At 68.4% G+C, this 18,607-nt stretch carries 16 protein-coding genes; 14 read left to right on the plus strand and 2 right to left on the minus strand.

Features of this window, described 5'->3' with window-relative positions:
• From GGQ87_RS09765 to GGQ87_RS09785, 5 genes are all read left to right on the plus strand, one after another.
• Nucleotides 1–1,281 (plus strand): TRAP transporter large permease, encoded by a 1,281-nt coding sequence (locus GGQ87_RS09765; RefSeq protein WP_168046971.1) that lies wholly within the window; start codon nt 1–3, stop codon nt 1,279–1,281.
• Nucleotides 1,278–2,372 (plus strand): sugar kinase, encoded by a 1,095-nt coding sequence (locus GGQ87_RS09770; RefSeq protein ID WP_168046973.1) that lies wholly within the window; start codon nt 1,278–1,280, stop codon nt 2,370–2,372. The genes GGQ87_RS09765 and GGQ87_RS09770 overlap by 4 nt, the downstream gene beginning before the upstream one ends.
• 183 nt (nt 2,373–2,555) lie before the next feature.
• Nucleotides 2,556–4,985 carry a CHASE3 domain-containing protein gene (locus GGQ87_RS09775; protein ID WP_168046975.1) on the plus strand — a complete coding sequence of 810 codons (2,430 nt, stop codon included), beginning with the start codon at nt 2,556–2,558 and terminating at the stop codon, nt 4,983–4,985.
• Between the two features lie 3 nt (nt 4,986–4,988).
• The gene (locus GGQ87_RS09780; protein WP_168046977.1) at nt 4,989–5,369 is read left to right on the plus strand and encodes a response regulator; all 381 of its coding nucleotides are present in this window, start codon (nt 4,989–4,991) and stop codon (nt 5,367–5,369) included.
• Nucleotides 5,366–5,635 carry an Hpt domain-containing protein gene (locus tag GGQ87_RS09785; RefSeq protein ID WP_168046979.1) on the plus strand — a complete coding sequence of 90 codons (270 nt, stop codon included), beginning with the start codon at nt 5,366–5,368 and terminating at the stop codon, nt 5,633–5,635. The genes GGQ87_RS09780 and GGQ87_RS09785 overlap by 4 nt, the downstream gene beginning before the upstream one ends.
• Here the strand turns inward: GGQ87_RS09785 and GGQ87_RS09790 are convergent.
• The gene (locus tag GGQ87_RS09790; protein ID WP_168046981.1) at nt 5,632–6,270 is read right to left on the minus strand and encodes a LuxR C-terminal-related transcriptional regulator; all 639 of its coding nucleotides are present in this window, start codon (nt 6,268–6,270) and stop codon (nt 5,632–5,634) included. The genes GGQ87_RS09785 and GGQ87_RS09790 overlap by 4 nt on opposite strands.
• A gap of 274 nt (nt 6,271–6,544) precedes the next feature.
• Between GGQ87_RS09790 and GGQ87_RS09795 the strand changes: the two genes are divergently transcribed.
• The 7 genes from GGQ87_RS09795 to GGQ87_RS09825 all read left to right on the plus strand — a co-directional run bounded on the left by GGQ87_RS09795 (nt 6,545) and on the right by GGQ87_RS09825 (nt 15,174).
• Nucleotides 6,545–7,072 (plus strand): DUF4402 domain-containing protein, encoded by a 528-nt coding sequence (locus GGQ87_RS09795; RefSeq protein WP_168046983.1) that lies wholly within the window; start codon nt 6,545–6,547, stop codon nt 7,070–7,072.
• Between the two features lie 102 nt (nt 7,073–7,174).
• On the plus strand, nt 7,175–8,017 hold the full coding sequence (locus GGQ87_RS09800) for a fimbrial biogenesis chaperone (RefSeq protein ID WP_168046985.1): 843 nt from the start codon (nt 7,175–7,177) through the stop codon (nt 8,015–8,017).
• On the plus strand, nt 8,014–10,722 hold the full coding sequence (locus GGQ87_RS09805) for a hypothetical protein (RefSeq protein WP_168046987.1): 2,709 nt from the start codon (nt 8,014–8,016) through the stop codon (nt 10,720–10,722). The genes GGQ87_RS09800 and GGQ87_RS09805 overlap by 4 nt, the downstream gene beginning before the upstream one ends.
• Entirely contained in the window at nt 10,719–11,243 is a 525-nt protein-coding gene (locus GGQ87_RS09810; protein WP_168046989.1) for a hypothetical protein, read from the plus strand. Before GGQ87_RS09805 ends, GGQ87_RS09810 begins: the two co-directional genes overlap by 4 nt.
• Complete coding sequence (locus tag GGQ87_RS09815) at nt 11,240–11,701, plus strand: DUF4402 domain-containing protein (RefSeq protein ID WP_168046991.1); 462 nt, start codon at nt 11,240–11,242, stop codon at nt 11,699–11,701. The genes GGQ87_RS09810 and GGQ87_RS09815 overlap by 4 nt, the downstream gene beginning before the upstream one ends.
• 87 nt (nt 11,702–11,788) lie before the next feature.
• Nucleotides 11,789–12,172: a response regulator transcription factor gene (locus GGQ87_RS09820; protein ID WP_168046993.1), complete on the plus strand. Its 384-nt coding sequence runs from the start codon at nt 11,789–11,791 to the stop codon at nt 12,170–12,172.
• A 170-nt stretch (nt 12,173–12,342) separates the two neighbouring features.
• Entirely contained in the window at nt 12,343–15,174 is a 2,832-nt protein-coding gene (locus GGQ87_RS09825; protein WP_168046995.1) for a M16 family metallopeptidase, read from the plus strand.
• A gap of 113 nt (nt 15,175–15,287) precedes the next feature.
• On the opposite strand, the gene GGQ87_RS15630 is transcribed toward GGQ87_RS09825, so the two are convergent.
• A complete protein-coding gene (locus GGQ87_RS15630; RefSeq protein WP_168046997.1) occupies nt 15,288–16,322 on the minus strand; it encodes a helix-turn-helix transcriptional regulator in 1,035 nt (344 codons plus the stop codon).
• Between the two features lie 391 nt (nt 16,323–16,713).
• Here GGQ87_RS15630 and GGQ87_RS09835 point away from each other — a divergent pair, with 391 nt between their 5' ends.
• Together GGQ87_RS09835 and GGQ87_RS09840 are read left to right on the plus strand one after the other, a co-directional pair.
• On the plus strand, nt 16,714–17,211 hold the full coding sequence (locus GGQ87_RS09835) for a helix-turn-helix transcriptional regulator (RefSeq protein ID WP_168046999.1): 498 nt from the start codon (nt 16,714–16,716) through the stop codon (nt 17,209–17,211).
• A gap of 552 nt (nt 17,212–17,763) precedes the next feature.
• The coding region (locus tag GGQ87_RS09840; protein WP_168047001.1) for a VCBS domain-containing protein at nt 17,764–18,607 on the plus strand (844 nt) is incomplete at its 3' end.

Genomic DNA, 18,607 nt, shown 5'->3' on the forward strand with positions numbered 1-18,607 from the left:
ATGGAATACGTCATCCTCTTCGGCCTGCTTGCCATCCTTCTGGCCATCGGCGTTCCTGTCGCCTTCTCCCTGCTGGCGGCGACGCTGGCGACCGTCCTCTACCTGGCCCTGCCGCCGATCGTGGTGTTCCAGCAGATGGGGTCAGACATCACCTCGGTCGCCCTGCTGGCCATTCCGCTGTTCATCTTCACCGGCGAACTGATGATGAAGGGCGGCCTGTCGGACCGGATGATCGCCCTCGCGTCCTCAATGGTCGGTCACGTCCGGGGCGGTCTGGGACAGGTCACCGTCGTCGGCTCGACCCTGTTCGGCGGCGTGTCGGGCAGCGCAATCGCCGACGTCTCGGCCATCGGCGGCACCATGATCCCGCAGATGCAGAAGCGGGGCTATGAGGCGGATTACGCGGTCAACGTCACCATCTCAGCGGCGCTGGTGGCCCTGCTGGTGCCCCCGTCGCACAACATGATCCTGTATTCCGCCGCGGCCGGAGGCGGGGTGTCGATCTCCGACCTGTTCGCTGCGGGCATTCTGCCGGCCCTGATGCTGGCGGCCGCCCTGATGGTCACCGCCTATGTCGTGGCCCGCAGGCGAGGCTATGCCGCGGAGCCCTTCCCCGGTTTCGGCGCGGTGGCGACCCGGCTGGTCGCGGCCATACCGGGCCTGCTGCTGGTCGGCATCATCTTCGGCGGCATCCGCGCCGGGGTCTTCACCGCCGTGGAGAGCGCCTCGATCGCCGTGGTCTACGCCACCGTCGTCACCGGCCTGATCTATCGCCACATGACCTGGACCGCGTTCAAGGCAGCCTGTGTGGGAGCGGCGCGGACCTCGGGCATGGTGCTGTTCATCATCGGCTGCGCCGGCGCCTTCGGCTGGCTGATGGCCTATCTGCAGGTTCCGACCATGATGGTCAGCCTGCTGCAGGCCCTGACCGACAATCCCATCCTGATCCTGCTGCTGATCAACGTCATCCTGCTGATCCTCGGCACCTTCATGGACATGGCGCCGCTGATCATCATCTGCACCCCGATCTTCCTGCCGGTGGCCAAGGCCTTTGGCGTCGATCCGGTCCAGTTCGGCGTCATCCTGCTGCTCAACTGCGGCATCGGACTGATCACCCCGCCGGTCGGCTCGGTCCTGTTCGTGGGCAGCGCCATCGCCGGCATACCCATGACGCGGGCTCTGAAAAGCATCTGGCCGTTCTGGCTGGCTTGCGCGGCGGTCCTGATGCTGGTCACTTTCATCCCGGCGCTTTCGCTGTGGCTGCCCTCGCTGATGAAATGACCGACCTGCTGGCGTTACGCCGCGCCGAAGACTGCCGCTGGGACTGTGTCGCGCTCGGCGAGGTGATGCTGCGCCTGGACCCGGGCGAGGGCCGCATCCGCACCGCCCGCAGCTTCCAGGTCTGGGAGGGCGGGGGCGAATACAACGTCGCTCGCGGTCTGCGGAAGACGTTCGGCCTGCGGACCTCTGTGGTGACCGCCCTGCCGCGCAACGAGCCGGGGGCCCTGTGCGAGGACCTGATCCTGCAGGGCGGCGTCGACACTTCGCACATCCTCTGGCGCGAGGCGGACGGCGTCGGCCGCAATACCCGCATGGGCCTGAACTTCACCGAGCGGGGCTTCGGCGTCCGCGCGGCCCTCGGCGTCTCGGACCGCGCCAATTCCGCGGCCTCGCAGATGCACCCCGCGGAGGTGGACTGGGACGCCCTGTTCGGCGGCGAGGGTGTCCGCTGGCTGCACACCGGCGGCATCTTCGCGGCCCTGTCGGAAAGCACGGCGGAGACGACTCTGGCCGCCATCCGCGCAGCGAAGCAGCATGGGGTGGTCGTCAGCTATGACCTAAACTACCGGGCCAGCCTGTGGTCCAGCCATCCCGATCCGGATGCCGCCCGGCGGGTCAATCGAGAGATCGCGGGGCTGGTCGATGTGCTCGTCGGCGACGAATACGCCTGGGCGTCCTGCCTCGGCGTTCAGTCCGACGACGCCCGCGCCGACTCCTGCGACAGCGCGCCGTTCGACCGGCTAGTCCAGCGCGTCGCTCCGGACTTCCCGAACGTGAAGGTGTTCGCCGCCACCCTGCGCGATCCGCTGTCCGCCTCGGTCAACCGCTGGGGCGCCGTGCTGTGGGCGGGCGGGCTCCGTTACGAAGCGCCGGTGAAGGAGATCGCCGTCCTCGACCGTGTCGGCGGCGGCGACGGTTTCGTCTCCGGGATGGCATGGGCGTTCCTGACGGGCAGGGGACCGCAGGCGGCCGTCGAGCTGGGCGCGGCGCACGGTGCGCTCGCCATGACGACGCCGGGCGACAACGCCATGACGTCGCTCTCAGAGGTCGAGGCTGTCGCGGCCGGCGGTGGAGCCGCAGCGATCCGCTAAGCGCAGCTCGCCTCTGGGACGGCCGCGTTTCACGCCGGCTGCAGAATGTTTTGGAAACCCCGGAGAGCCCATCATGGGTGCGCGGCGCCCACCCCGGATCGCCGACGGCTGGCGGCGCCCGGAACCCTGTAGATGACATCCTTGCGAGGCGATCGGCGAAAACGGGCTCTTGCGATCGCCGCCTTGCTGCTGATCCTTGCGGTGCTGATCCTCACCGGGTTCGAACTGCTCAAGGAGTTCGGCAGCAGCCGCGCCGTTCGGGCGGAAGTCGACCGCTCCTACCAGACCCGGCTGCAGATCCAGGGCGTGTTCTCGCTGCTTCAGGACGCCGAGACGGGCCAGCGCGGCTATGTCATCACAGGCGACGACCGGTTTCTCCAACCCTACGACGAGGCGCTTCGCGACCTCGACCGGCAGATGGATCGTCTGGGGGAGATGTTCAGCGATCAGCCGGAGCAACAGCGGGATTTCCGTGAGCTCAAGTCTCTCGCCGCGCGCAAGTTGACGCTGATGGAGTCCGGAATCGTCGCCCGGCGGGATGTCAGCGCCGAGGCAGCCATGTCGGTCGTGGCCAGCGGACAGGGCAAGATAGTCATGGACGATGTCCGTGTCGTCGTGGCGAGGATGATCCGGGCGGAAGCGGCGCAACTGGACCGTCACTCCGCCGCGGCGGAAGCGCGCACGCGTCAGACGGAAATGCTGGCTGCAGCGGTCTTCGCCGCCCTGTTGATCGCGGTTCTGACTTCCGCGTTCCTGGCCTGGCGTTATGTGCACAGCCGGCGGGCCATGCTGGCCGATATTCGCGCCGTCGCGGCCCGGCAGCAGGCCATTTTCGACGGCGCCATCGACGCCATTATCACCCTGAATCCCAGTGGCACCATCGAGACCTTCAACAAGGCCGCCGAACGCATGTTCGGCTATCGCGCCGGTCAGTTGGAGCGCCGCGATGTCTCGCTGCTGGTCGATGTCGCGCCGGACGGCGTAGGACCGTTCCTGTCCCGTCTGACCGCCTCGCAGGGCCTGCTCGAGAACGGGCTGGTCCGTCAGGTCGATGCGCGGCGGAGCGACGGGACCACCTTCCCGGTCGACGTCGCCCTGGGGCCGATGGAGCTGGAGAGCGGCACCCATGTGGTCGCGGTGGTCCGTGACATCTCCGAACGCCGCCGGGTCGAGCAGATGAAGGAGGAGTTCGTCTCCACCGTCAGCCACGAACTGCGCACCCCCCTGACTTCGATCGCCGGATCGCTCGGCCTGCTGACGGGCGGCGCCGCGGGCCCGCTGCCAGAGAAGGCCGGCCGGCTGATCCAGATCGCCCACGCCAACAGCCAGCGGCTCGTGCGGCTGATCAATGACATCCTCGACATCGAGAAGATCGAGGCCGGCAAGATGAGGCTGGACATGTCCGCCCTCGACCTGCGCGACATCGCGCGGCGCTCGATCGAGGGGGTGCAGGGCTTTGCTGACGGAATGGGCGTCAGGCTCGATCTCGCCGAAGGTCCGCCGACACCGGTTCGAGGCGACGCCGACCGCCTGATTCAGGTGGTGACCAACCTGTTGTCCAACGCCGCCAAATTTTCGCCCGAGGGTAGTGAGGTGCGGGTCACCGTCGATCCGGAAACCCGCATCGCGAGGCTCAGCGTCTGCGACCAGGGGCCGGGTATCCCGGACGCCTTCCGTTCGCGCATCTTCTCCAAATTCGCCCAAGCCGACGGCTCGGACACGCGGGCCCGCGGCGGCACGGGCCTGGGGCTGGTGATCGCACGTGAGATCGCCGAGCGGCACGGCGGCCGGCTCTGGTTTGAATCGGCGGAGGGGGAAGGGGCCACCTTCCATCTCGATCTTCCACTGGCGGTCGAGCCGGCGGTCCGCGCGGCCGGCGAAGAGCCCCGCCTGCTGATCGTCGAGGACGACGCCGACGCGGCGCAGATTCTCAGCGAAATGCTGCAACACGACGGCTTCACGACCGACATTGTCGGGACGGGTCGGGAGGCTCTGGCCGCCGCGCGAACAGGAACCTACGCGGCCCTCCTAGTCGATCTGCAGTTGCCGGACGCCGGCGGCATTGCCCTGATCCGGGCCTTGCGGTCGAACCCGGAGACCCGGGATATTCCGGTCGTCGTAGTCTCCGCCGACACGGCCAGGGGCAAGGCGCGCGGGCGCTCGCTTGAGGTCGTCGACTGGATGGAGAAGCCGTTCGACCAGTCCCGGCTGCGGGCGGCGGTCGCCGCCATCGACCAGCGCCGCTCCGACCGCCGGGCGCACATCCTGCACGTCGACGACGACCGCGACATCCTCGAGGTCACGGCCGCCGCCCTGTCCGGCATGGCCGACATCACCCCGGCCGCCAGTCTCGCCGAGGCGCGCGCCGTGCTGGGCCGGATGACGCCCGATCTGGTCATTCTGGATCTGGGTCTGCCCGACGGTTCCGGACTGGAGCTTCTGGCTGACATGGGGGACGAGGAGGGCCGCACGGTCCCCGTCATCGTCTATTCGGCCCAGGAGATGGACTCGGCGCTCGGCGACCGGGTCGAGGCCGTGCTGACCAAGTCACGCGCCTCGCTGACGGTGCTGACCCGCACCGTCCGGCGTTTGACAGACGACAGGAGACCCTGACCGATGCTCAAGATACTGCATGTCGATGACGAACCCGACATCCGCGAGGTCGCGGCCCTGTCGCTGGAGATGGACCCGGAGGTGGAGGTGCGGTCCGCCGCCTCGGGCGATGAGGCGCTGGAGATTCTCGGTGGGGGGTTGAGGCCCGATGTGATCCTGCTGGACGTGATGATGCCGCGACTGGACGGTCCGGGCACGCTGGCGCAGCTCCGTGAGCTGACCGGCCTTGAGGCGACACCGGTGATCTTCATGACCGCCCGGGCGCAGGCGCACGAGCATGGCCGCTTTATTGATCTTGGAGCCATCGGGGTGATCGTGAAGCCGTTCGATCCCATGACCCTGGCGCGGCAGGTCCGTGACCTGCTGGCGCAGGAGCGGCCGTGACCGATCCGCTGGCGCCGCTGAAGGCGCGGTTCCGCCTCCGTGCCGCCGAAGACCTGGAACGGCTTGAGCGCCTGTGGACCGAGGAGCCTGATTCGGCCGACATCCGTCGCACGGTCCACGATCTGGCCGGCTCGGCCGGCATCTTCGGCCATCCGGCCCTCGGAGAGGCGGCGTTGGCGATCGACGACCGCTACGCGTCGGGAGGCCATCCGGAACAGCCGCAGATGGACCTGCTCCTGCAGCGGCTCCGGGAGGCCGCCGGCTAGTCGCGGACCAGATCGTTCAGATACGGGCGGATCGCGAGGATCGCCTGGGTGCGGTTGTTGACCGCCAGCTTTCGGAAGATGGCCGAGACGTGCTGTTTCACCGTGCCCTCGGTGATGTCCATCTCCGCCGCGATCTGCTTGTTCAGCCGTCCGTCGGCCATGGCCACGAGCACCCGAAGCTGGGTCGCCGATAGGCTGGCCAGCTGGTCGCGGAAGCTTGCCTCCGCGGGCGCCTCCTCCGCCGGCTCGGAGAAAGGCGCTTCGCCGCGCAGGATGTCGCCGACGGCGTTGACCAGTTCGCTGACCGGCGCGGATTTGCTGAGATAGGCCGCGACCCCGAATGTGCGCGCCATGGCGATCGAGTGGGCGTCCGCGCGGGCGGAGACGATGGCGATGGGCTTGCCGGGCAGGATCTGCTGCAGCTGCAACAGCGCGCTGAAGCCGGTCGCGTCGGGCAGCATCAGGTCCAGCATGACCAGTGCGATCCGCGCTGCGTTGGCCCGGGCGTAGGTCTCGGCGTCCGCCGCCGACGTCACCCGCCCCACGTCCATGTGCGGGTAGGCCGCGCGGATGGAGAGCTCGAACGCCTCCCCGACCAGCGGGTGGTCGTCCACGATCATGACGATCCAGCGCATCTAAAGGCTCCAGCCGCGTCGGTGCACGGCGTTTGCCCCCTCTGGGGCGGCACTGTTGGCGGCGCTAGTTAACAAAGTATTTACAGCAACCCGTGATCGCGTACCGTTGGTGTCTCATTCCGATACACTTGGAGATATGACTTCGAATACTTGGGTTCAAACCTATAACTTTGGTTCGATTTGGGCGTTATTGGCGGACCGCAACGTGGACTGGCTGATCGGCCGGGAGCATTTGCCCCTCACCGAAACGCAGCCAATCACCCCGGAGCCACCCATGAACAAGTTCCTCGCCGCCGCCGCCGCCGTCGCCCTCACCGCCATCGCCGCCCCGGCCATGGCCCAGTCGACCGCCTCCACTACGGGGACGGGTTCGATCACCGTCATCCGCCCGCTGACCATCACCAAGAACGCTGACCTCAAGTTCGGCACCGTCGTTCGCCCCTCGACCGGCGCGGGCACCGTCGCCGTCAGCGCCGCCGGCGCCCGGACCGTGGCGGGCGGCGTCGTCGGCCTCGCCTCGGGCGACACGCCGCAAGCCGCCCAGTTCACCGTCGACGGTGAAGGCGGCCAGTCGATCTCCGTCACCATCCCGGCCACCTTCACCATGGCCAACGGCACCGACAACCTGACCGTCACGACCACCAACAACCTGGTCGGCGCCGCCGGCTCGCAGACCCTCAGCAATGCGCTGGGCTCGGCCGGTTCGATGTCCTTCCGCGTCGGCGGCACCGTGCCGGTGGCCTCGACCACCGCGACGGGCGCCTACACCGGCACCTTCACCGTCTCGGCCGCCTACAACTAGGCCGCCTGCATCTGCCCGGGCCGCCTGACAGGGCGGCCCGGTTAACCCGTCTGGAGGCGAACGGCGCTAGCCTCGCCTCCAGTACCGCGTTCAGGACCGATCATGTTCAAAGCCGCCGCCGTCGCACTCGCCGCCCTCGTCATGACGCTGGCTGGACCGGCCGCGGCCCAGGTCGGCGCCGATCTGAACATCTCGCCGCGCCGGGTGACCTTCGACGGCTCCGAGCGGTCCGCCTCGGTCTATGTCTTCAATCAGGGCGACGCCCCGGCGACTTATACCGTCGAACTCGTAGACCGGCTGATGCAGTCGGACGGCCAGATCGTCGCCGTCTCTGATGCGCCCGACGCACCCCAGCCGCGCTCCGCCGCGGCCTACATCCAGCATACGCCCCGGCGGGTGACGCTCCAGCCGCGCGAGAGCCAGGTCATCCGTCTGCGGCTCCGCCCGCCGGCGACCGGCGAGGCCGGTGAGTATCGCACCCACCTGACCGTCACGGCCCTGCCGCCCGAGGACAGCGGCTTCACCGCCGCCCAGGCCGCGACCGCCGGCGCGGACGAGGTCTCGCTGCAGATCGTCGCCCTGTTCAGCGTCAGCATCCCCCTGATCGTGCGCGAGGGCGAAGTCGATGTGCGCGCTGATGTGGGCGCTCCGGTACGGCTCCCTGCGGCCGATGGGGCCCCCAACGGCGGCGTGCAGCTGGACCTGGTCCGGCTCGGCGCCAACTCGGTCTATGGCGACGTCGAGATCTACGCTGGGCAGGGCGCGCGCGAACGCCTTGTCGGGGCCCTGCGTGGCGTGGCCGTCTATCCCGAGATCGAGCGCCGCTCGGTCGCCGTGCCCTTCGCCGAGCCGGTCGGCGCCGACGAGCCGATCCGGGTCGTCTACAAGGACGACGATACCCGGCCGGGCGCCACTCTCGCGACGGCTGCCGTCCCGGCCCCATGAGCCGGGCCCGCCTTCTGGCCGCAGCCGGCGTCGGCCTGTCGGTGCTGGGCGCGCCGTCGGTCGCGCCGGCGCAGGACGTCGTGGCCAGTCTGGTTCAGGCCGCCGACCCACAGCCGTTCAGCCCGGACGACCTTCTGTTCATGGAGGTTACGGCGGACGGCTATCAGCTGGCCGAGACGATGAATGTCTACAGCTCGCGGAGCGGCGTGTTCGTGCCGCTGGGCGAGTTCGCCCGCGTGCTCGACTTCGCCGTCGGCGTCTTTCCGGCCGAGAGTCGCGCCGAGGGCTGGGTGGGCTCGCGCGACCGGGAACTGCAGGTCGATCTGCGCCGCCGTCAGGCCACCGTCGGGGGCCGCACGATCAGCTTCGAGGCGGGGCAGGCCGCGATCTACGACGGTGACGTCTACCTCCGGCTGGACCTGATCGAGCTGCTGCTGCCGGTCCGGCTGCGCGCCGACGTCAGCGCCCAGACCCTGGCCGTCGCGCCGACGGAGCCCCTGCCGTTCCAGCAGCGACTGGCGCGGGAACAGCGGGCGGCGGGGCTCGGCGGCGCGCCCGCGAACGTCCGGGTGCTCGAGGCGCCGGCGCCCTATACCCTGTTCACGGCGCCAAGCTTCGACGTCAATCTGGGCGGGCAGATCGCGCGGGACGGCTCGAACCAGACGCAGGGCTATGACGTCCGCATGGCCGGCGATCTGCTCTACACCGGCTTCCAGGGCTTCGTCGGCTCCGATCAGGACGGCGCGCCGAACGATGTCCGGGTGCTGTTTGAGCGCAAGGATCCCGACGGACGCGCCCTCGGCCCGCTCGGCGGTACGCGCGCCGGGGCCGGCGATGTCTTCACGCCGTCGATGTCGCTGGGCGCGGGCAGCTTCGGCGGACGGGGCGTCTACTACACCTCCGCGCCGCTCGAGGCGCTGGACCTGTCGACGCCGCTGGACCTGCGCGGCGAACTGCCCCTCGGCGAGGATGTCGAGCTGTACGTCAACGAGGTGCTGCAGGCGACGCAGGCCTCGGCGACCGCGGGCCGCTATGAGTTCCTCGATGTGCCGCTGACCTATGGGCTGAACACCATCCGGCTGGTCTTCTACGGGCCGCAAGGTGAGACCCGCGAGGAGGTTCGCCGCGTCAATTTCGGGGCAGGGCAGGCGGCCAGAGGGCAGCTGGTGTTCCGCTTCGGCGCCGTCGAGCAGAACATCCCGGTCTTCGATGTGGGCGAGCGGATCGCCGACGCCTCCACCGGCGAGGCGCGGGTGGCGGCCCTGTTCGACTACGGCCTCAGCTCGACCGTGACGATAAGCGGCGGCTTCGCCCGCTACACACCGCAGGGTCGAGAGGCCCGCTCGATCGGAACCGCGGGCCTGCGCGCGTCGCTCGGCGGTCTGGCGGCCCAGCTGGATCTTGCGGCCGACAGTGAGGGCGGCTCCGGCGCGACCCTCGGCCTGGCGGCGCGGCCGTTCGGGGTGTCACTGGTCGGCCGTCACTCCGAATATCGCGGCGGCTTCGTCGACGAGACTCGCCAGCCGGGATTCGGAGCGGCGGCCCTGATGCGCAGCAGCGACCTGCGGGCCGACGCCCAGTGGGAAGTCGCGCCTTGGCTGACCCTGCCCCTGTCGCTCGACATGCGCCGGCTGGAGCGTGAGGACGGGACCGATCTGTTCACCGCCGAGATGCGCACCTCGGCCCCGGTAAACCGCTACTACCTCTCCACGGCTCTGGCCTATGAGAACGAGAAGACCCTCCTCGAGCGGCGGGATCGGCTCGTCGGCAGCTTCGATGTGGCGACCTTGGTCGCGGCGCGCGCCCAGTTGCGCGGCGGGGTGAGCTATGAGCTGTCGCCCGACGCAGGCCTCGACACCGCCTACGCCAATCTCGACTACCAGATCAGCGAGCGTCGCGCCGTCCGGCTCGGCGTCGTCCGTACGCTCGGCGCCCAGAAGACCACCACCCTTCAGGCGTCGGGCCATTACCGCGCCGATCGCTTCGACATCGCCCTGACGGCGGCCTGGGAGGCGGATCGCGGCGACTGGCAGGTCGGGGTTCAGCTCGGCTTCGGCCTCGCCTTCGATCCATACAGCCGGCGCTACGGGTTCACCCGTCCGGGCGTGTCGAGCGGGGGTCTGGTGGCGGTCAACGCCTTCGTCGACGCCAATGGCGACGGACGTCGTCAGGCGGACGAGGCCCCGGTTTCCAACGTCGTGCTTGAGACCCCCGCCGGCGGCGCGGTCACCGGAATCGACGGCCGCGTGCTGGCGACGGGCCTCGGCGACGGCGGCCGCGCCCGGATGCGCGTCAATATCGAAGGACTGGACGACCCCTTCCTCGTCGGCTCGGCGGATGTCGTGCAGACGGTGCCGCGGCCCGGCCGCGTGACCACCATCGACTATCCCCTGCAGGTCACGGGCGAGGTCGAGATCACCGCCCGCCTGCGCCGCGACGGCGCCGCCCGCACCCTCGCCGCCCTCGAACTGAGGCTCATCCCCGACAAAGGCGATCCGATCGCGGTGCGCACCGACCATGCCGGCGTCGCCTTCGTCGATGGAGTGCGTCCCGGCCGCTATCGCATCGAGCTCGACCCCGATCAGGCCCGCGATCTGGGGCTGGAACTCACCGCCGCGCCGGAACTCGTCATGCCGCCCTCTGGCGGCTTCGTGCGTGGGGGCGATATCTTCGTCGCCGTCAAAGCCCCGGAGGCTGCCCAATGACCCGCATCCTGATCGCCGCTGCGGCCCTGTTGCTGGGTCTGCTCGCCGCCGGCCCGACATCGGCCCAGATCAGCGTCACCCGGACGCCCGCGACCTCGCCGGTCATCGGGCGCGTGGTCCGGGGCAGCGCCGCGACAACCTTCTCTGTCAGCACCGCCGGTGTGGTGACGCGCACATCCGGCAATGCGATCCGGCTCAGCACCACGTCGGTGACGCCGCCCACCGTGACGATCAGCTGCGGCACGGGCTCGGCCTGCAACAACAACGACGTGCGGGTCACCATCACCGCGACCGGAGCGTCCGACGACGGCAGCATCAGCCGGTTCCGCGTCGGAAGCCTGACCGGCGCCACCTATCGGACGTTGGCGCCGGCGGAGGGAGCCAGCCTCGTATTCGACCTGCGTCCGCTGGGCATGAACCGTTCGGCGTCGTTCGTCCTCGGCATGGACGTGTTGCTGGCGGCGGCGTCCGACAGCGGCACCGACACATTCACCTACACCGTCACGGTCGCCTTCCGATGAGCCGCACCCTGTTCTTCGCCGCCATACTGCTCGCCGTCGCCGCTCCGGCGCTCGCGCAGGAGAGTGTGCCGCACCCCGTCGCCAGCGGTTCGATCACCATCGAGCGGCCCCTGACCGTCGCCTCCGTCCAGCCCATGAGCTTCAGCCCGGTGAGCAGCCGCGCCGAGGCCGCGGTGACGGCCAAGGCGGGCGAGGCCGTGATCCGGATTACCGGCGATCCCGGCCGCGTCTATCGCGTGACCCTCCCGGACAGCATCCTCGCCCAGCCGGGCGGCCTGACCGTCGACAGCTTCACCATCGTCAGCGACAATTCCGGCGACATCACCTCGAGCCTGACTGCACGGATGGACTCGACCGGCCGGGACCGCCTCCGCATCAGCGGCCTTCTCCGCGACGCGTCCGGCCTGAGCCTCAGCGACGTCACCGCCGCCGTGCCGGTCGGTGTGGACTACGAATGATCCCCGGCCGGTTGATGGCGCTGCGGCCAGAATGTCGTATGTGCTGTCCGGGTCTGCGCTGATGCGCGCAAGCCCCGGGAGGGCGCCTTGTCTAACCGGGTTCTGATCGTCGAAGACGACGCCATGCTACGCGAGGCGATGGACCTCATCCTGACCCAGGCGGGATATCAGGTGCTGACCGCCGCCACCGGCGCGGGCGTCACCGCCCTCGCCACGCGGTTCGAGCCGCATCTGGTCCTGCTGGATGTAAGCCTGCCCGACACCAGCGGCGTCGAGGTGCTGCGCAACCTGCGTCGCTGGAACGTACGGGTTCCGGTCGTCATGGTCACCGCCAACCGCACGCCGGAAATCGTCCGCGACGTCATGGCCTCGGGCGGCAATGGCTACCTCCTCAAGCCCTTCGAGCCCAAGGACCTGATCGACCGCGTCCGCCGCGCCCTCTCTCCGTCGTCACCTCGCACTGGCGGGTGAGACGGGTCTGAGCCCTCGAGCGGGCGAGGTTCGTCACTCGAACGCCAGTCGCACCGGGTGGCGCGACCCTTCGTGCCCTGTCACGCCGCTCGAATGGATGAGCGAGGCGATTGCGTGATCGAGCGGGTCGGGTAATGTCCGCGCGCTCCCGCAAAAAAGGACCGTCTCATATGCGTCTTCGCGCCGTCTCGCTCGCCGCCCTCATCGCCGTAATCGCCCCCGCCACGCCGGGTCTGGCGCAGACCGCCGCCGCCCCGACCGCCGTGACCGCCGCGCAGGCCGCCGAGCTTCGCGCCGCGCCCGTGGCCGAGCTGGTCTCCGAGGTGAACATCCCGTGGAAGCGGTTCACGCTCGACAACGGCCTGACCGTGATCGTGCACGAGGATCGCAAGGCCCCGGTCGTCGCCCTGTCTGTGTGGTACAACGTCGGCTCCAAGGACGAGCCCGCCGGTTCGACCGGTTTCGCCCACCTGTTCGAACACCTGATGTTCGGGGGGTCTGAGAACGCGCCGGGCAGCTATCTCGGCCGTATGCGGAACCTGGGGCCGTCGAACCTGAACGGCACGACCTGGTTCGACCGCACCAACTATTTCGAGACCGTTCCGACCCCGGCGCTGGAGCAGGCCCTGTTCCTTGAAAGCGACCGCATGGGCTATCTGCTCGGCGAGGTCGGCCAGGACGTGCTCGATCTGCAGCGCGGCGTGGTCCAGAACGAGAAGCGTCAAGGCGACAACCAGCCTTACGGCCTGTTCGAATACGCCCAGCTGGAAGCGCTCTTCCCGGAAGGCCACCCGTATCGTCACTCGACCATCGGCTCGATGGCCGATCTTGACGCAGCCAGCCTCGAGACGGTGCGCAACTGGTTCCGCGAGAACTATGGTCCGAACAACGCCATCGTGGTCCTGTCCGGCGACATCGACGAGGCCACCGCCCGGCCGCTGATGCAGAAATATTTCGGCCGCATTGCCCGCGGCCCGGTGAACACCCCGGCCGAGGCGGATGTGCCGACCCTCGCCGCCCCGATCGTGGCCACCATGCATGACCGGGTGGCCAATACCCGCCTGACCCGCAGCTGGGCCGTGCCGGGCCTGCTGAGCGACGACGCCGTGCCGCTGTCGGTCGCCGCCTCCGTGCTGGGCGGCCTCGCCTCCTCGCGCCTGGACAACCAGTTGGTCCGCGATGAACAGACGGCTGTCGGGGTTTCGTCCTCCCTGTCGGATTTCCACCGCATCGGCATCTTCGACATCTCGGTCGATGTGAAACCCGGTCAGGACGCCGCCGAGGTGGGCCGTCGCCTTGACGCGATCGTCGCCGACTTCATCGCCCATGGTCCGACCGAGGAAGAGGTCGCCCGCGTCGCCACCCGCTATGTCTCCGGCCGGATCCAGAGCCTGGAACAGGTCAACGGCAAGGCGAACGTCCTCGCCGAAGGCCAGCTGTATGCGGGCGATCCGGACCACTACAAGAAAGAGCTGGCTGAATACGCCTCGGTCACTCCGGCCGAGGTGACTGCCGCCATGCAGCGCTGGCTTACCCGTCCCGTGTTCGACATGACCATCGCTCCGGGCGAGCGTGAAGCCTATGCGGAAGCCGCTCCGTCGGGCGCGACCCCGGCGCCCGCTGCCGAAATCCAGCGTGTCGCCCGCGATCCGATGCCCACCATCGGCCAGGTCCCTGACCTGCAGTTCCCGGACGTCGAACGCGTGACCCTGTCGAACGGAGTGAAGGTCGTCTACGCCCAGGTCGACACCGTTCCGGTGACACGCGTGGCCGTGGAGTTCGACGCCGGCTACGCCGCGGACCGCGCCAACCGCCTGGGCGCCCAGGCCATGATGCTGGACCTTCTGGACGAAGGCACGACCAGCCGTGACGCCAACCAGCTGGCCCAGGAAGAAGAACGTCTCGGGGCTTCGATCAACCTCGGCGCGACCATGGACCGGACCTCGGCCGACCTCTCGACCGTGACCGCCAATCTGACGCCGTCGCTGACGCTGCTGGCGGATGTAGTTCGCAACCCGGCTTTCGCCCCGGCGCAGATCGAGCGCATCCGCGCCCAGCGCCTGTCCGGCCTCGCCAGCGAGCGCACCAACCCGGGCGCCATCGCGGCCCGCGCCCTGCCGCCGCTGCTGTACGGCGAGAACAACCCGTACGGTCGGTCCTTCACCGGTTCGGGCGACGACGCCACGCTGACCGCGCTGACCCGCGCCGATCTGGTCGCCGAGCACGACGCCTGGGTGCGCCCGGACAACGCGACCATCTTTGTGGTGTCCGATCTGCCGCTGTCGCAGGTGACGCCGCAGCTGGAAGCCGCCTTCGGCGACTGGCGTGCGCCCCCGACGCCGAAGGGAACCAAGACCTTCGCCGCCGCCATCCCGGCGACGACCAGCCGCATCGTTCTGATCGACCGGCCCCAATCCCCGCAATCGCTGATCTACGGCGGGGCGGTCCTGCCGGTCTCGGGCACCGATGACCTGCTGGCCCTGAATGCTGCGAATGTGACCCTCGGCTCGGACTTCCTGTCGCGCATCAATGCGGATCTGCGCGAGACCAAGGGCTGGTCCTATGGCGTGCGCGGCGGGGTCAACGCCCTGGAGCACCGCGTCCCCTACATCGTCAACGCGCCGGTTCAGGCCAACCGCACCGGTGAATCCGTCGCCGCCCTGATCGCCCAGTACGACCGCTTCCTGACCGCCGACGGGGTCACGCCGCAGGAGCTGGAACGGACCATCAACGGCAACACCCGCTCACTCGCGGGCGGCTTCGAGACATCGGCGCAGATTCTCGGCGCCCTGCGGTCCAACGCCCTCTACGGCCGCCCCGACGACTATCAGGCCACGCTGGCCAGCCGCACCCGCGCGCTGACCGCCGCCCAGATGGACGAAGCGGCCCGGCAGGCCATCCATCCGAACCAGTTCGTCTGGGTCGTCGTCGGCGACGCCTCGGTGGTCCGCCCGCAACTGGAGGCTCTCGGCCTGCCGCTCGAGGTGCGCCCCGCCCAGTAGTCGCGCCGGGATAAAGACAGCCGCGAGCCGCTGAGGCGGGCGGCTGTCCCTCCATCGATCCCCATGCCGGCGGACCTTCCCGGCGGCGCGGATCTTCTGCCGATGCCGCGCCCTCAGTCCGGTGCGCTCGACCCGGCATCCTCGCTGGCGCGCAGAAGTTCGCGGTCCGTTGTGAGCAGGCGCCGGTACTCGCGTGGTGTCATGCCGTAGCGCTGGCGGAAGGCGCGACTGAGGTGGGGGGCGTCGCTGAAACCAAGCCGATGGGCGATGCCCCCGATCGGTTCAGCCCGATCGATGTCAGCCAATGCGACGCGCGCCCGGCCCAGCCGCTCTGTCATGATATAGGCCTGAACGCCGCCATCGGACTGGAAGGCAGCGAACAGCCTTCCCCGCGATACGTCGAGGGCGCGGCACAAATCCGATACGGCGATCCCCCCGCTGCCAAGACGTTTTTCGATTTCCTCGGCGGCCCGCCGCCGCAGCGCCTTCTCCGCCCCAACGGGGGAGGGGCTGCTTGTCCGCGCCTCCGCCAGCGCGAGGGCGAGGAGATCGAGAAATGCCCGTCCCAACCGATCCGCATGCGCCAGATCAAGTCGGTGCAGGGCCTCCCGAACATAGGCCGCGTGCGCGAAAAGCATCGTCGCCGGCTCTCCCGATACCACCAGGCCGTGCAGGTCGTGCAGGGGGGCAAGAACCTCAGTAGCCACCGCACGGGGGATCACCAGACTGTAGGTGCGGCTCGCCGTCGAGACGTGCAGCGACGGTCTCGCGAGGTCGTGGATGTGGAAGGTGCCCGAGGTTTCACGGAAGGCCCGCCCGTCCATGTCGCCGTGCGCGGCGCCTTCGATCATCATGCTGAGAATGAGGGGATCGAAGTCAGACACCCGGATGTCCTGGATCCGCCGTTCCCAGCGCATGCCGGTGATCTCGCAGTAGACGAACACGACCGGGCCGAGCTGGGCCGACTCCCAGCGGGTGTCGAACGGCTCGTACGGCTCGGTGCGGAAGACCGGTTCGGTGCGGGGCCAGTCGCGCAGATACCACGCCTGATAGCGCTCTGAGACCGGCAGGTCCGACGTCGAATAGTAAAGGATGGGAATCGGCTCGCGCTCAGACGCGACGGAATCACTGGGGTCGGCCTGCTTCACGCGTACTCACTCGCCGGCGGTGTGCCGGTGCGCCAGTGTAACCGTAAGGCGAACGCCGATACAACAATGAGTCACGATCATTCAAGCAAGACGGTGAACGAGCCCCTAATGCCAACGGTATGGAGAGCGGCCGCGCTATAGACGGCTGCCTGCACGGACTATCGGGGGATTTGTCCATGTTCGCCTTTGCATTCGAGGAGCGCGGCGTCGCGTTCGCCTTCGGCCCGGACGGGTCGGGGCGCCGGTGGAGGCCGTGCGCGGCTGCACTGCGGTTGGCAGGTCCGGCGTCGTGCAGGGTCTAGCCAGGTCAAGCGTGGCTTTTGTTGGCGTGAGCAGTCCCGACGCGTACCTCGGCGCCTGGCCGTCGCATGGAACGCGGCCTGCGTTCCTGATGGACTACGACCACCAGATCCTTTGGGCCAATGACAACTTCCGCGCGCTGGATCGTCGTTCGGTGCTGCGCGTCCACGACGGCGCGCTGGCCTTCAGCGACCGGAACCGCCAGTCCGATTTCGGAGCCTTCGTCGGGCAACTGGGCGACGTGGCTTCAGCCTGGATTCTCGACAAGGCGGAGGGGGCCTTCCTGCTGCTGCGATGCGCCCGGCTCGTGCCGGAGGGTCATGCACCCGCCGTCGCTTGCGTCGTCTACGACAGCCAGGATCGAGCAGGCGCCGTGTGGGGCGATTTCGGCCCGCGATTCGGTCTAACCGCGGCCGAGGCGGTGCTCGCTCGCCGGCTTGCCGACGGCGAATTGCTGGCAGACCTGGCGTCCAGTCTGTCGATCACCCAGGAGACCGCCAAGACTCACCTGCGCCGTATCTACGCCAAGCTTGGCGTGGGCAGCCGGGAAGAGTTCTACGCCCACCTGCTCCCCTTCAGGATCAGCTGAAGCCCGTCGAACGCCCACTACCGACCGAGTCAGTAACCGGTGCATCAGGCGCTGGCGTGAACAGTCGTGAATGTCGGATTAGTGGTTAATGGGCCGAAGTCGCCAATCACGCGAACAAACGGCTCTGTACGTTACCGTTCATTGGAGAGGGTTAACTGGTCAGAGTTCCTGACGGGCCCGATGCGAAATCGCGCATTTGGGGAAACTGCCTCAAATGATTGGCAATTCGGCGGCCATACCCAAAAACGGGGATGCTTAACAAAACATGACCGCTCAATAGTGCTGCAATAAGGGGGGCCGGGTTCAGAAAACCCGAGCCATGTCATGTGGAGAGTCCGGGGACGACTTTGTCCCTGCAAGTGCACGCGCCCGCTGGGCGTCACCAATACAGCATCGCCTAAAACGCCGGCCTGATCCGGCGTGCGGACTCCTGCGTCCGTGAGTCCGCCTATCGACCCTCGCCTGGCGCCCGGAACCCCGGATCGTTCGGCGCCACGCCAACCAACCGATTTCGCGGACCCAAGAGGCCCGCAGACCCGAAGGAAGCTGACCATGCCCGCCAACAATGACGTTTTCGACCTCACCGAAGATCAGACCATCAGCGGCAATCTGTTCGCCAACAACGGCGCCGGCGCCGACACGGGCGCGGGTCCCCTGATCGTGTCTACCTTCAATCAGCAGCCCCTTGTTGGCGGCGTCGTGGTCATCGAGTTTCCCGGCGACCAGGGCGTCATCACCGTTTATGAAAACGGCGATTTCACATTCGTTCCCGGTTCGTACTGGGATGCGCTTGCCGAGGGCGGTGTGGGCTCGCTCGGCGGTTCCTACCAGATGCGAGATGACAACAACGTCTTCTCGGTCGCCGACTTCACACTCAACTTCACCGGCACGAACGACGCGCCGGTAAACGGCGGCGATGTGACCATCGACCTCAACGAGGACGCGGTCAGCTCCGGGCAGGTCCCGCCCGCCAGCGACGTCGACGGGATGACCTTCACCTACGAACTGGTCGGTACCGCTCCCGGCCTGTCCATGGATGCGACCGGCGCCTGGGAGTTCGACGCCAGCGACTATGACTATCTCAAGGCTGGCGAAGAGAAGGTCATCATGATCGACTACCTGGCCCGCGACGATGCTGGCGAGGCCTCCGACCAGCAGACGTTCACCATCACCATCACCGGCACGAACGACGGCCCGGTTGCCGCTGTGGCGACCAACAGCGTCACCGAGGACGCGACGGTTACTGGTTCGGTGTCCGCGACGGACGCCGACGATGGCGTCGCCAGCTACGAGCTGACCGACGAAGCCCCCGCCGGCCTCACCTTCAACCCGAACGGCAGCTACAGCTTCGACGCCGCGTCGTATGACAGTCTGGAAGCGGGCGAGACCGAGACGG

The organism is Brevundimonas alba, from assembly GCF_011927945.1.
GTDB classification, from domain to species: Bacteria; Pseudomonadota; Alphaproteobacteria; order Caulobacterales; family Caulobacteraceae; genus Brevundimonas; species Brevundimonas alba.